General features: G+C 50.7%; 13 protein-coding genes. All 13 read left to right on the forward strand.

All coding sequences use genetic code 11. The annotated features are described in order from the left end of the window. Nucleotides 1-89: 89 nt before the first annotated feature. Nucleotides 90-260, forward strand: a complete 171-nt coding sequence (locus BM185_RS14635; protein ID WP_177203430.1) for a hypothetical protein — start codon at nt 90-92, stop codon at nt 258-260. Nucleotides 261-403: 143 nt separating this feature from the next. After that, entirely contained in the window at nt 404-1,057 is a 654-nt protein-coding gene (locus BM185_RS01075) for a cold-shock protein (protein ID WP_177203431.1), read from the forward strand. A gap of 96 nt (nt 1,058-1,153) precedes the next feature. Further along, nucleotides 1,154-1,849, forward strand: a complete 696-nt coding sequence (locus BM185_RS01080) for a hypothetical protein (RefSeq protein ID WP_143089460.1) — start codon at nt 1,154-1,156, stop codon at nt 1,847-1,849. 269 nt (nt 1,850-2,118) lie between these two features. Further along, entirely contained in the window at nt 2,119-3,009 is an 891-nt protein-coding gene (locus BM185_RS01085; protein ID WP_091958008.1) for a Rha family transcriptional regulator, read from the forward strand. Between the two features lie 151 nt (nt 3,010-3,160). Beyond that, complete coding sequence (locus BM185_RS01090) at nt 3,161-4,561, forward strand: DUF7305 domain-containing protein (RefSeq protein WP_091958011.1); 1,401 nt, start codon at nt 3,161-3,163, stop codon at nt 4,559-4,561. A 78-nt stretch (nt 4,562-4,639) separates the two neighbouring features. Further along, nucleotides 4,640-7,444 carry a coiled-coil domain-containing protein gene (locus BM185_RS01095; RefSeq protein ID WP_091958014.1) on the forward strand — a complete coding sequence of 935 codons (2,805 nt, stop codon included), beginning with the start codon at nt 4,640-4,642 and terminating at the stop codon, nt 7,442-7,444. Between the two features lie 2 nt (nt 7,445-7,446). Further along, on the forward strand, nt 7,447-8,754 hold the full coding sequence (locus tag BM185_RS01100) for a hypothetical protein (RefSeq protein WP_091958016.1): 1,308 nt from the start codon (nt 7,447-7,449) through the stop codon (nt 8,752-8,754). Between the two features lie 3 nt (nt 8,755-8,757). Further along, complete coding sequence (locus BM185_RS01105; protein ID WP_091958019.1) at nt 8,758-9,333, forward strand: hypothetical protein; 576 nt, start codon at nt 8,758-8,760, stop codon at nt 9,331-9,333. Between the two features lie 7 nt (nt 9,334-9,340). After that, a complete protein-coding gene (locus BM185_RS01110) occupies nt 9,341-9,934 on the forward strand; it encodes a hypothetical protein (protein WP_091958021.1) in 594 nt (197 codons plus the stop codon). Continuing rightward, nucleotides 9,931-10,485 carry a hypothetical protein gene (locus BM185_RS01115; protein ID WP_091958024.1) on the forward strand — a complete coding sequence of 185 codons (555 nt, stop codon included), beginning with the start codon at nt 9,931-9,933 and terminating at the stop codon, nt 10,483-10,485. Before BM185_RS01110 ends, BM185_RS01115 begins: the two co-directional genes overlap by 4 nt. 29 nt (nt 10,486-10,514) lie before the next feature. Then, on the forward strand, nt 10,515-11,975 hold the full coding sequence (locus BM185_RS01120; RefSeq protein ID WP_091958026.1) for a hypothetical protein: 1,461 nt from the start codon (nt 10,515-10,517) through the stop codon (nt 11,973-11,975). Further along, on the forward strand, nt 11,975-12,319 hold the full coding sequence (locus BM185_RS01125; RefSeq protein WP_177203432.1) for a hypothetical protein: 345 nt from the start codon (nt 11,975-11,977) through the stop codon (nt 12,317-12,319). The genes BM185_RS01120 and BM185_RS01125 overlap by 1 nt, the downstream gene beginning before the upstream one ends. Before the next feature lie 11 nt (nt 12,320-12,330). Beyond that, nucleotides 12,331-13,782, forward strand: a complete 1,452-nt coding sequence (locus tag BM185_RS01130) for a hypothetical protein (RefSeq protein WP_091958032.1) — start codon at nt 12,331-12,333, stop codon at nt 13,780-13,782. The last annotated feature ends 399 nt before the right edge of the window (nt 13,783-14,181 follow it).

Below are 14,181 nucleotides of genomic sequence, written 5' to 3' on the forward strand. Positions count from 1 at the left end.
ATCAGGCAAAGAAAAACCCCAGAAAGGCGGCCACCTCGCTGGGGTTCAGATCAACACTCCCAACCATCACGAAAGGAGATTGAACACTCATGAACAATGATAGCTCAAACTTTGTGCTGAAAACAACTTTGCTGGAGGTATCTATGCCTTTCCATGAAATTCTGGCTTATGCAGTGGCCATTGGGGTGGTGGCTGTCTGTTTTTCAGCCTGCTTTCTGATGCTGAAAAAAGCCTTTGAGAAGCCTGACAAAAGCAGGTAGTCACCACGGTACGGGGATGACTTGATGGCACCTATTACCTTCATGGTTTTCGCACATTACGGTTACAAGGCCGCCCAGCTGATTATTGCAGCGATCGAGGGCATGCCGTAGCATTGCAGCAAAAGAAGACACATGGAGGCACTGTGAAAGGAAAGATAGTTTCATTTGTTGCGTCGAAGAAGTTTGGCTTTATTGACGGTGAAGATGGTGAAAGCTACTTCCTGCATGTCAGCAAGCTGAAGGACAAGAAGCAAGAAAGCCAGCTGATCAAAGGCACTCCTGTCAGTTTTGACCCTGTACCAACCCCAAAGGGCCTTAGTGCCACCCAGGTTGAAGTGCTTCCGGTTCATATTGGTGAACGGCTGGTATCATTTTTTGTGGCTAAAGGAGAGCCAAAGCATGGAAAGGTCATCTTCAAGAAGAAAATTGAAACCAGCTTTGAAGATGATAAAGATAAAGCCTTTGACCACTTCAAGGCCTGCGCACAGGAGGCAGGCTGCAACGCTGTAATCAACTTCAAGCCTGATCGTCAGACATTTGAAGATGGTAACTATAAATACAGCAGCTTTTCGCATATTGGTGAGCTTGCTTTGGTTATCGAAGAGTATGTCTGCACCAGTGCGGAAGAGGCAAAGAAATCAAAAGAAGAAGTTCAGCAGGCTGTTCAAGAAGCTGAAAAAAAAGCTAACGAGGTAGTACAGCAAGAAGCAGAACTAAGGACTAACCAGCTTTCAGGCTGTTTGGGTCAGCTTGTTGTATTTGTTGGCATAGCGTCAATTTTCTATGTCATTATTTAAAGGGCTTGGTCACAAATGGATTTTCTAATTTTTATCGGGTTTTGTATCGCAGCCAGCCTTCTGGCCTGGGGCCTTGCCAATGCCATCACCCGCTGGATGACTCAGGGCACCCGAGAAAAAGACCCCAACTTCAAGATAGATTTCCAGCTTCACCCCAATCAGGCACTCCATAAACACCAACTCTTCTGGCTGGCCGCTTTGACTCCAGTGGCTATTGGCCTGTTGCTCAACGTCAAGATTTTCTGGGGTGCAGGCTTTGACTTCTCTATTGATGGTTTTAATCACTGGGTCACCAACAGCAAGCTGACCCTTGGCCTGATGGCTCTGGGCATTCCCTTTGGAGTGATGGTGGGTAGCTTTCACCGGACACTGCAAACGGCTGAGCAGATTAAACTGACTCAATCATCTTTAAGGCCAGTTTTGAACACATCTGAGGGTGTGGATGGTGATGTTTTTTATTACAGAATTCATAATACGGGGCTTGGTCCCGCTTTAATAAAGAGTGCAAGCTTGCAGGTTTTGGGCAGTAAACGTGATTTTTACAATGGTTCTGATTTGCGTGAATGGCTAGATACTGTTTTTAAAAACTACAAGGTAAATATTTTGGACTGTGTTTCTTTAAATGCAGGTTATGTGATGCAGGCAAGCTCTAAGGAAGAAATATTTAAAATAGCGGCTAAAGACTTTTCTTCTAAAACACTGCTTTCAAATGGATGCCTCAGAGTTTTTGTAGAATATGAGGACATGTACGGAAATTGTTTTAAGTTTCCACCAGATACAATAGATCAATAACCCTTGACACCACCTCCTGACTCGGTCTAGTCTTCCCTCACTGCTGCAAATTCAGCAGTCGGGATTGACAGCCCGTTTTACAGTAGGTGGACACGATACCGCCACCCGAGCGGTTTTTTTGTGTCCGCATGGCAAGCCTGTTATGGGCGGGCCGTGTGGGAGGCGCTTGCGCCTGCCGGTGCCTACGACCGGTCTGTCAACCCGCACGGTTCGCTCTCCACTGTTGACAGAGTGGGGAGTAAAAACATAACTACTCGTAGGGTGAAGCCATGACCAACGCAATCGCGTTACCTCAGAATGCTATCTTTCAAGATCATAACCAGATCAAAACCACCTCACTAAAGGTGGCTGAAGCATTCAATAAGCTCCACAAAGATGTGCTCAGAAAGATCGAGAGCCTTGATTGCTCTGCCGAATTTGCGTCAGCGCATTTTTACGCTCACGATGAAATGATTCAGGCAGGGCCAGTTAAGCGCCTCTCCAAAGTCTACGAAATGACCAAAGACGGTTTTATGTTTCTGGTCATGGGCTTCACTGGCAAAAAAGCCGCGCAGATCAAAGAAGCCTACATCAACGAATTCAATCGCATGGCTGACCTGCTCAATGGCCGTGGCCACCAACAACCCTCAACCGTTGAAGACCGCCACCCGCTGAACATCGCCGTGCGCTCCCTGGCCAACCAGCGATCTGCCCAGGGTAAGCCAGCGGATTACGCCAGCGTCTGGCGCACCGTGAACGGCTATCTCGGCGTTGAACACATTGAAGACGCCAGCAAAGAACAGGTGCAAAAAGGCCTCAGCTACGTGCAAACCCTGCTGGAAGGCGAGCTACTACCCAAGGAACAACTGCCGGAACCCAGCCAGAAGCTGGACTACTCCGTAAAACGCTGGGTCAAAATGAACCCCTGGTTCAGTCACCGGCAAAGCCTGATGCCCCAGGGCCGCTTTCAGGTCACACCCGATATGGTCTACGGCATGGATGCAAAATCACCCACGCTGGCGCTGGTGAAAGAACTCAGCGATCAGGGCCACGACCTGCATGCCTGCCAACTGGAAGTTCTGGCACTCAGGCACCATCTGGAAAGCACCCGCAACGCCCTCTACAGCATCCAACAGCGCTGCAACACCAGCCTGACAGGGCAGGGGTTCTTTAGATACTGATTTGATTCGTTTAAAAAAACAAAGCCCCAGCAGCTGAACTGCCGGGGCTTTGTTGTTTTTGTTGTCTGGTTTTTGACTGAGGCCTTTGCCAAATGGTTGTTCTTGGGGTAGTGTTCGATAAGACTCATAAGTCCAAATGGAGAATTTACGGATGAAGACACGGATTCCTACCCAAGTGAAACCTCAAAATCAGCAGGGCTTTATTCTTGTACTTGCTCTTCTGCTAATGCTATTTGTTGGCACTGCAATCATCTCAGGTATTGATAGAACAGGCACGGAAACCCGGATTGCCCAGAGTCGTGTGATGGCAGCCAGTATCCAGGCAGCTGCGGAGGCCGGTATATTCACATTACGAAGCGAAGCGGGTAATGCAGAGCATGCAAATGCTGATCTTTCAGCATCTTGTGAGTATTTTATTGAAGCGGTTGAAGGGGATTATTCAGACCCTCAGAACTTTATGGATGAACCGGAGATCTGGTGGCACCTTGATGAAACTAAATCAGATACTCAAATTGAATGCAGTGAACTTGAACAAGGTGACAGTATCTTCATGGCTGTCCAAGCTTGGCAAGGATCAGAGGATCAGCAAAGCATGGTTTCTCAAGTAGGCATGGGAATAACAATTACCTTCGATTTAATACCTGAGAACGGCCAGAATGGTGGTGGCAATGATTCTCCGCATGGCAATAAAACCGCTGGCGAAGTGTTAAATGAGACCTTTGGTGAAGATGCCGCCCGAGCGATTGGAGACATTACGACTACAGGGAATGCAAATATTTTTGGCGATGTAGCTTTAGGCGGGCAACTTAGTGAAGGTGGTCGCCCTGGCGTAGGTGTACAGGGTAGCAGTGGCACCTATGGCGGAGCATCAGATCCATTTAATCTGGAAGCTATTATTGATCATATGAACTTGAAAGACTTGCCGCTTTCAAACCCCAGTATAGATAGCTTTAATGTGGAGCCGGGGAGCTTAAAAAATGAGAATGGTGTTGAAGTGGTTGGCTCAGGACAGTTTGAAACCAAGACCTTTTTAGGTGAGGAGTACCATGCTGTTCGACTCAACGAACTCGATGTAGGTGGTACTAATACTGCTACAGGTAATGTGCTCTTGTTTGTTGATGGTGATCTTGATCTAAGTAACAGAACCACATTTAGAATGGCTAATGACTCCAGTCTGGTTTTAATCGTATCAGGGGCAATTAACTTCGGTAATTTTTTCAGTACTGAGCCACAAGTCCCGGTAAACAACACTGGTTTGCCGACTTTTGCATTGATGACAACGACTAGCGATAAGGTCTCACTGGGGCGTTTAGATGATATGTACGGCATGATATATGCCGCCAATGCTGAGGTGGATATTGGTGCGGCAGGATCAAGGTTTACTGGCCAGATTTTTGCTGACGAAATTACACTTCGAGCCAATAATTCAGTAATTACTTTTCAACAAGCATTTGATGCAGAAAAGTTAAGCAACCTATCTGCTGGCGACTCTTCAGGTGATTTTGTTTTTGGCCCCAGCCAGGATACAAATATTGATTTTGAGTTTTTCTGAGTTTATGTAAAGAGTTCTCCGAACCCGCCATCGAGCGGGTTTTTTAATGCCTGAAATTCACTACTCCGAGATCCAAATATGAGCGACCAACGCGCCGTTGATTTAGTCCTGCGTGCCCGAAATGAAGTTAGCGAAGGGGCTGAAGAAGCCGCCTCCAGCCTTGACCAGCTCGCACAAGAAGCCCAGCAGCTTGATAGCGAGTTTCGACAGCTTGAAGAAGCGGGTGCGGCAGGGGAGCAGTTTGACCAGTTGCGCGATTCGGTTTCCCGGCTAAATGAAGAGCTATCGAGCGCCCAGGGCATTCAACAAAGCATCGATAACTTCCGGCGACTCAAGACAGAAACCGTGGATGCTGAACAGGCCTGGCAATCTGCCACTGCCAACGTGCGCGAACTGGCTCAGGAAATCGCCGCCACGGAAGAACCCAGCCGGTCACTGGTACGCAGCTTTGAGCGAGCCAAGAAGTCAGCAGCCAACAGCAAAGATGCTTACGAGCAAAAGCAGCAAGCCCTGCATAGCCTGCGTACCGAGCTAACCGGTTCAGGGGTAGACACCCGCAACCTTCAGGATGCCCAGCAGCAGCTTGCCAGCCGCACCGAAGAAATGGCGGGGGAGCTGAATGCAGCTAAAACAGAGATAGGCGAAATCGGCCAGGAAGCCACTCAAGCCGGTGCCGGTTTTAGCGACATGCAAAAGGCCATTGGCCTGGCTGCTGGTGCCCTTGCCGCCCTGGGTGCCAAGCAACAGATGGGTTCAATCATTGATGAGCAGGAGCTTCTGCAACGTAACCTGCTGCGCACCCAGGCCCTGATAGAGGCTTCTGGCCGTGCTGGTGAAGTTTCAGCAAAGCAGATGCATGAACAGGCCCGACAGTTGGCCCTGGCAACTCTGGAAAGCACCGAAGGCGTTATGGAAGCCCAGCAAATCCTGCTGGGTTATCAGAACATTGGTACCGAAACTTTTGACCGCATTACAGAGCGAGCCGCCGACTATGCCGCCGTGATGCAGACCAATCTTGTGGGCGCCACCCGACAGCTTGCCAGAGCCTTTGATGACCCAGCTGGCAGCATTGACGCGTTAAGCCGAGTCTTCACTGCTGAGCAGCGGGAAATGATCAGGGCCATGCAGGAGACCAACGGCGTTGCCGCTGCACAGGAAGAAATGCTACGCCTGCTGGAAGACAGGGTAGGTGGTGTTTCAAGAGCGCAAGCCGAACGCCTGGCTGGTGCCCAGGACACCCTGGCCCAGGCAATCCAGGAAGCCCGCATTGCCACGGCAGATTATCTGCAGGTGGGGGAGCGACTGGAAGGCTTTTATAGCCGTGTCGCAGAGGAAGTTTTTGTTTTTAACGATGCGCTACGTGCTGGTGAATACGACACCGCTATCGCAGCGATCCAGGGTATCGCAACCGCTCTGGGCGTAATGACTGCTGCCTACCTAGCCGCAACTCGCGGAGCCGCCGCCCTGACCGCTGCCAAGGGCGCTCTAGCAGCCTCAACCGCTGCTGCCACCCGAACAATGGTCGCCTTCAATTCCGTTGTGCGAGCCAATCCAGTTGGCTTAATCGCCACTGCAATAGCCGCCGCCTCTGCTGGGTTTGCCGTATTCAAAGGCAGTGCCAATGATGCGGGCGAATCACTGAATGACCTGGCTGAAGCCGCTGAGCTGCTAAACAAAAGCGTCAGCGAGCTATCCGATGCCGAAGTAGATGCTGCCCTGCTTAACATGAGTGCGGCGGCAAAAGAAACCTTTAACTCTATTATTGACCTGGAACTAGAGATTGACCGGCTGGAAGCCAAGAGAACAGCCGCAGCGGAAGCAGGCGAAGAGCTCAGCATCAGGGAGCAGCGCCGGTTAGCCAATGCGCGTGTCGAACTGGAGCGTGAAAACGACCTGCGAGATCAACAGCTGGCACGTATCCGGCAGCTGGAAGGCGAACAGCAGAAGATCACCGAAGGCATCCGAGGCCAGGCCGAAGCTGCCCGCGATCTGGCTGATGCCACTGATGAAGCCGCAGAATCCCAGCGCCGGGCAAAGGAAGAAGCCGAAGTCTGGCTGTCGGAACTGGGCACCAGCTTTGACGAACTGGAAACCGGCATCACTGCCAGCGAACAGAAGACCCTCGACTACTTCCAGAAGGTTGTGCAATCCGGCCAGCTGACTGCGCAGCAGATGGAATCCCTGGGGGATAGAGTCGCAAGAAGTCTACGCTCTGAGGCCTCAATCGCTGCCCTGAGAGAGCTGGGGGAGGTCGGCGCTGAAGCAGTAGAAAGAGCCGCACAAGCCGCCGATGAAAGCGCCCGCAAAGCATCGGAACAGGTTAGCGGCTTATCCGGCCAGGTAAGGCAGTTTTTGAGCGAAGCCCAACAAGCCAACATCGACCTCAGCGAAGCAATACAGACTGCCAAGACGCGGGAAGAACTGGAGGCCGTCGAGCAGGCCGTGACAAACCTCATGCGGGAGCAAAACAGGGCATTTGCTACCGGCCAGCGCACCGGCATGGAGGAAGTGAGAACTCTGGATCTTCGCAGACAAGCCAGGGAGCGCATGGCTGAGATTGAAAACCAGTCGGCGCAATCGGTAGACCGAGAAACCCGCAGCCTGCAGGAACAGCGTCGGGAAGTGCAGGGCTTAGCCACCGACATCAATCAACTGCCAGAGCGCATTGAAACCAATATAGCACTCAACATCGAAACCACCCCGCAGCAACTTCAGCAACAAATCGCCCAATTAGCTAACCAGCTCAACGCAGAAGTGCCGGTCAAGCTGGTTGTCGATCAATCCGAGTTAAACCAACTCACCCAAACCATCCAGCAAGCTGCAAGGCGCATCGGTGCCAGCGTAGCAAGCGAAATCATCAAAGAACTGAGAAAGAGAGGTTAAAAATGTCTGAAGAACGCTTAATCGAGCATATCGTACCGTATATGAGTAAATCGATTAACAACTATAAAACAAAGCTGGCAACTACACTCAGCGAGGAAGGCGAAGAAGTAACATTAAGCGATAGCTCGCCACATACCGGAATACCTTGGGGGCCATCATGGGCAACAGAGCCAGACTGGAATCTTGGCTACCCTTTAACCCTGACTGATGGACAGAATGTCGAGATTGTATATGTTTACAAAGTTAACCCTAATGATGACACGGTAGTTTCAGTTTTGCGTGGTCGAGAAGGAACTGAGCCCCGCTTATGGCCTGCAGATACAGTTGCCGAGTGCCGTCTAACCTCAGGAGTTATCAACTACCTGCTTAATTGGAATGAACTACTTTATACCGGCGGAGTAGTTATTGGCGAGCAGGCAATTAAGCGGTCACCTGAATGGGGCGGTATCTGTATAGGTCACTACGCCATGCTTCTTTCAGATGAAGTTGATAAAGATGAGTATTATGAAGGTTTTGGCGACAGAGCGTATTGTGTCGCAGTGGGCAATTGGTCGCAATGTCAGTCAGTCAAGAGTGTCGCTATAGGAGATGAATCTGCAGTATGGCACCCAGCGCATTACGGTGTTGCTATTGGATGGAAGGCTCAGGTCGGCACTGGAATGGGATCTGCTGCTATAGGGGCTGAAGCCTACATTGATGATTCGCCAAAAAGCGTTTCTATTGGCGGGTATGCGATTTGCAAGGATGCGCCAGACAGTATTGCCCTTGGCTACAATGCAAAAACTGAAGCCCCTGGTGCTATATCCTTGGGCCAAGGAATAGCAAGTATCAACGGCGGTTTGAGGTCAACGGCAATTTCCTACCTGCCTTCTGACGTTTCAAGGCCAATATACCGAAAAGACTTTGAGCCAGTCGCACAAGGCGAAATTGAGAGCTTGCCCGAATTGGCTTGCGGAGCGGCCATGCAGTCGGTTTTTTCTACTGCAGAAATCGACCTGACCAACGAAACAGCAACTGCTGATCTGGAGTTGCCAGAAAACACCATCCTGCTCATCGACTCCCTGGACTGGATCACCACGGTCAGCGACACGCCAGACGGTGCGCCTGAAATCCAGATCGGCACAGACGAAACCGAAGACAACACCCTGCTGGCTGCTACGCCAGTCACTGCCACCGATTTACACGCCCGCCAGACATTCAGTCCTGCACACTCCAACGGCGTGACCAGTGTACGTGTTGCGGTGGCCGTTGCTGCTACCGGCACCCTCAAAGGCAAGCTGGTTGTCCGGGGCTACGTGATGGAGGTGTAAGCCATGCTGATTAACGGCAGCGCATTAAACGAGGCCACCATCAACGGTGGTCTTGCTGTTTCTGAGCCCCCGGAAGAAGAAAACGGAACTGGGGCTGATGGAAAAAGCGCCTACGAAATCTGGCTGGAACTGGGCAACACCGGCACCAAGCAGGATTTTATAGACAGCCTGAAAGGTGATCCTGGCCAAAATGGCGAACCAGGGGAACCAGGCGAACCAGGGGAACCCGGCAAGGATGGAAAATCAGCCTACGACCTCTGGCTTGCTCAGGGCAACATCGGTTCGGAGGCAGATTTTCTTGCGGCGATTGAAGGGGCTCCGGGGGAGCCGGGCCAGCCTGGCGAACCGGGAGAGCCGGGAGAGCCCGGCAAATCAGCCTACCAAATCTGGCTGGACGCCGGGAATGCCGGGAGCGAGTCGGACTTTTTGCAGTGGCTGCGAGAACCGCCCCAGGGCAAAAAAACCAGCCAGCTTGACCCCGCCCAGCCGTTGGCCGGGTCTGAAAAAATCATGGTCGTCCAGAACAATGTCAGCCGGGTTTTGACGCTGGACGAACTGGTTTCCTACCTGAACAGCTGAGGCCGCTATGGCAGATGAATACTACTGGCTGCAAGAGGAAGGCGGCCTGCTGGAAACGGAGAGCGGGGAACGGCTGCTTCTGAACTCCGGGCCTGAGATCAGGCGGGTTGCCATTGGCAGTGACTTCACCGTCAGCGACGTACCGAGCGGAACCTGCACCCCTGACGACCTGTTGACCCTGGTTGATGATCACAGCTGGTCAGGGGTCGGGCGCGTATCGTTGGACGGCCATTCAGCCGTCAATGCCACCCTGACCCTGCAGGCCCAGGTCGAGGCCCGCCCGGTTGCCAGTCTGACCCTGGGCAGCAGACCTGAGCAGTGGGCCTGGCGGGTGACCGGCTGGCAACTGGATTTGCGGACCAGCGACCTGACCCAGCAGGTTATGCAGCTGGCGTTGGTCGGCGGTGGGCCCTTGTGCCTGGTCGCCCAGCTTGAAAACCAGGCGACCAGTCAGCTTCAGGCAATCAATATCACGGCTCATGTCGTTATCTTGCCAGCACAAAGCCAGGAGCTGCTGCCGGAGCGAACCGGGTTCTACAAGCAGCAACTAACTGGCCAGGTTATAGGGGCACCACAGATCGAACAGGAGTTTCAGGCATGATTATCAAACCAGCAGACCTGCCTGCCGAGGCTCGCTTGACGATGAGCCAACAGGCCACTACCAGCGATCAGGGGATAAATCTGAGCATTCGAGGTACTGGCTGGGTGCCGCCCGATTTTGGTGATGTGGACTGGTCGCAGCCAGTGACTCTTGAGCCAGTCGGCCCTGTTCCTGGCGATCTGGCTACCGTGACCGGGCGCTTCCGTTTTGAGATCTCCACGGACCTGGAAAGCCAGCAGGTAACCTGGTCAATCAATAGCGAACAAGCGGCATTTGATGGGGATGACGACAGCCCCATACCAGATCAAACCACTAGCATCAGCATAGGCTTACTACAAAACGGCTGGACAATCCTTCGTGCATCGGATGGATCAGCCATTCCAATGATGGCCTATGGCAAGCGTCGAGTGCAGGCGCGTGGCACTGGAACCCCGCCAGTCAGCCCTGGTGCTTTGACGACTGCCGCCTTCGGAGGAGTGTCTATCTACGTGACCGATTTTGATGTGGACTCGGTTCAGCAAACCTGGAGTATTAGCGGAGAAGAGCAGTGAGTGTAATCCACTGGAGTGTGTCTTGTAGCGTGGGAAAAGTAGTAGGACCTGTTATTGTTGAGCATGAAGAAAATGGCAGCTCCACTGCTGAGCTGACAGTTCAGGGAAGCGCGAATGCAGGCGATAGTATCAGTATTGGCAGCAGTGCAGGAACGCTATTCACTGGCCTGGTGGACCGTGCAGAGAACACTGACCAGGGATTAGTACGCCTGGAATGCACTTCTGGTCTTCAGCGGGCCGTTAATCGGCTAACCCGCAATCAGATTGACAGCATGTTTTCTGGCGCACCCTGGCACCCTGATTTAAGTGATGATGAAGCCCAGGGTTGGGACTATTTTCAGGATCGAATGAAAACCTACTTTGGCAGCGTTAATGCCAGCTCAGGGGTTCCGCAGCTGGTTGGCTGGGGTTCGGGTGGCGGTGGTGGGTCACCAGTAATCGAAACCAGCACCAACACCCCCAGCTATACCACATTACTGGATGGTGTGATTTTCGAGATTGAATACCGGGTGCCAACCTACGAACAAGTGACTGCTCAATACTCTTGGACCGACAGCGATCAGCTGCCAGTCGCTGAAGGTGAGCAGATGACTGATTTCATTCGCGCCCAAAATCAAGCCAAGTTTGATTCGGCAAGGATGACCAGGGGGGAAGTTGAACAGTTATTAAGGTCAACCGGCTGGGTACCAGCATTTGTTGATGGTGATTCTATATCACAGTGGCGAATGCAAGATCATATCGTAGAAGCCATTTACTACGGGGATCAAGATGATGAAAACCGTAATGACTTTGTTGTGATCAACACCAACCCCACCACTAGCTTTAACGCAACACTGGTCAAGCGTTTTGAGAGTCAGCTGATCATTAAAGGGACGATGACGGTTGGCAATGCTTCAGGATCTATAAAAAGAGTGCGAATAGCAAGAGAGTACCCCGGTACTGCACCCGATGGATGGAAAACCCAATTAGGCGAGCCTCCGGAGATTGATTTCGTAGGCGACCTAAACAGCTGGATCAATGCACATGCCGCAGCAGCACACAAAGAAATTCAAGAAAGCCACCGTCAAAACTCAGTCACTGTCACATCACCTTTAGCTTCAGCTTTCGTGAATGGTAGCGTTATAAAAGTGGTTCACAGGCTGGACCCTGACGCGGGAATCGCAGTGACTGAAACGACCTATAGCACTTATGGCGCTGAAGATTTTGACAGTGTGAGCGTAACGCTAGATGAAAAGAGGGACCGAGCACCAGGGCCTGCACACTTACTGACAACTCGTGTTATTGATCAAGAAAGCGCTGGAACTATCGAAAATCAACCAGGGCTGATAAAGACGGTTGGCACCTTGTCTACCTATTCATGGAACAGCGCACAACAGGCATGGCGGCTACTAGCCACCAGGGTTACCAGTGTTAGCAAAAGCAGCTTTACGATGCCTGCACCGGAATACAGTGATACAGATCCTATTGAAATCGGAATGAGTGTTAGCTGATGACCACAATAAGAACATCCATCCAACGGCTTGCCCGCAACCCTGGAAAAACCTTAGATGAACCTCGGAAACCAGAACAGATCAGTGGAAGCACTGCATTAATGACCTGGCCGCAGGAAAATGCATCAGGGTCCACCGCTGGCGCTGCTGTTGGCGATCCGGCAGAGGTTTTTGAAGGCCCGCTGACTGAGGTTGATATAAACGAGCGCACCTACTGGCCACCCACTGAAATATTTGATGAGGAAGGGGTTGTCAGCGTAGAGGTGTCTGCAATTCAAAGCATCCTAGCTGAAGACCAAAACGGCAATCAAACCCGGATTTATTTGACTAACCCCTACAGTTAACCGAGCAAGCCATGACCACGATTCAGAAAAGCATCCAGCGCCTTGCAGGCAAGCGTACCAAAAAGAAAAAGCTGAAGGATAATCCGCCTGAGAAAATAAACGGCACTACTGGCCTGATGACATGGGGTCAGGAGGCCGCAGCGGCGACTGGCGGCGGGTCGTCACAACAGGAAACAGGGCTATCTGGAATTTACATGATGCAGATTCAGCCGGATATTGACAGGCCGACAAGCTGTTTTAGTGGTGATCTGCCCCCCGCCAGCTATACTCCGAAGTTCAGGGTTTTAGGGGACGTGAAAAAACCGAAGTGGTGTGAAGTATTCGCTTTGGCAAGCCCGGCATCAGTGCCTTCGTATGATCGCATTATTTATACTTTACGTGGAAGAGATGAAGCAGATTACAGCCCTTATCCATTCATGGAGCGAACAACTAGCTACACAATATCTAGGGGCAGGGTTTATGAAGATATGGCCGTGCCAGCGGCTGCTGGCTTTTACGTCATGAATAATGGAATCAGATCAGGAATTAGGAATATCAACTCAGATTTTATAACAGCAACAGGTGCTTTGTCAGATCAAGGAGGGGTTGTAAAGCACATCAAAATAGCATCCAGTCCTATAAATTTTGGTGCTCACGACACGGTTGAGCGCATATGGGATCCAGACCCGAGAAACCATTCTTTCATTGGAAGCTGGGGTGGCTCCGGCACTATTTCAAGAAATTTTGAAGTAGAGATTGAAGATAAGAATAATACTATAAAGTTTCAATATCAAGCTGAGTATGATGTTAGTGAAAGTCGTGTGATTGATTATGACTATGATAGAGGCATTACAAGATACATGGCAATCACAAATAGGGCGCCATTTTTAATTGGGACAAGAGGTGGAAGTAGCTTAGATTATGATTGGCAGCCATCATTTACATCAAGTTTTTCGGCTTCCAAAAATTTAATACAAATTAACAACGAAACATTCGATTTGAGTGGATATGGAGTAATAATTGCATCAAGACTTATAAATCAATTTCCCCTGGCTTTGTCTGGTCCTCAATATTACAGATTATCCCTAGATAGGATCATGACTCTTGTGTTTCCTACATTGAGTTACAGTGGTTACATTAGTTATGTGAACGCGCCTGTGATCGACTATTACGAAAGAGAAGGGTCAATCAGCAACATTCCTAATCCCGATTGGGCCAGGGAGTCTGTACCACGAAATCTTTGGTACTCTAGCATGTTTCATCCAGAGCCACCGCCAAGTGAACAATTGATGGAAATCTGTGATGCTAGGTGGTCGGCTTTTTCAGTTCAGCAGACAGATGATGGATGGATACCTGTAGCCACGCCTGTACACATAATTGATAAAAGTGTTGAGGTAATCTGGAGTCGTTCTGAGCCTGATTACCGCGACCGAAACGCAATACGATCTAGGCATAAAGACCTGGTGACTGGCCAGCTTTTCTGATTGGGGCTCTGGTGTTTAACCGGAATTCAGAAACCTACCGCTTTTTTGGGTGGCTTGGTGGATGGGTAAAACAAAAAAGCGCCCCGCAGGGCGCTTGATTACTGTATTCTTGGTGGAGGGCCAGAAATTATAACCTTAAATATTTCTGGCTTTCTTGGGCTGGGGAGCATGGCAAGGTTTTAGTCAGCTATAGCAGCTGTAGTAGTGTGCTAGAATTGTGATATTAGGTGATGCACAAAATGTAAAATCAAGGCTTTGCATAGACAATTATCACAGTGCAGGAGGCGCAAGTCATTGAATGTAAAGTCTTTTTATTGCAGTGCATCTGTTTTAGGTTCTGGTGCCGTAAGGTGTGAGAGTTCGAGTCTCTCCGTCCGCACCATCTTTTTTATCAATTAT

The organism is Marinospirillum celere (assembly GCF_900112235.1).
Taxonomy (GTDB): domain Bacteria; phylum Pseudomonadota; class Gammaproteobacteria; order Pseudomonadales; family Halomonadaceae; genus Marinospirillum; species Marinospirillum celere.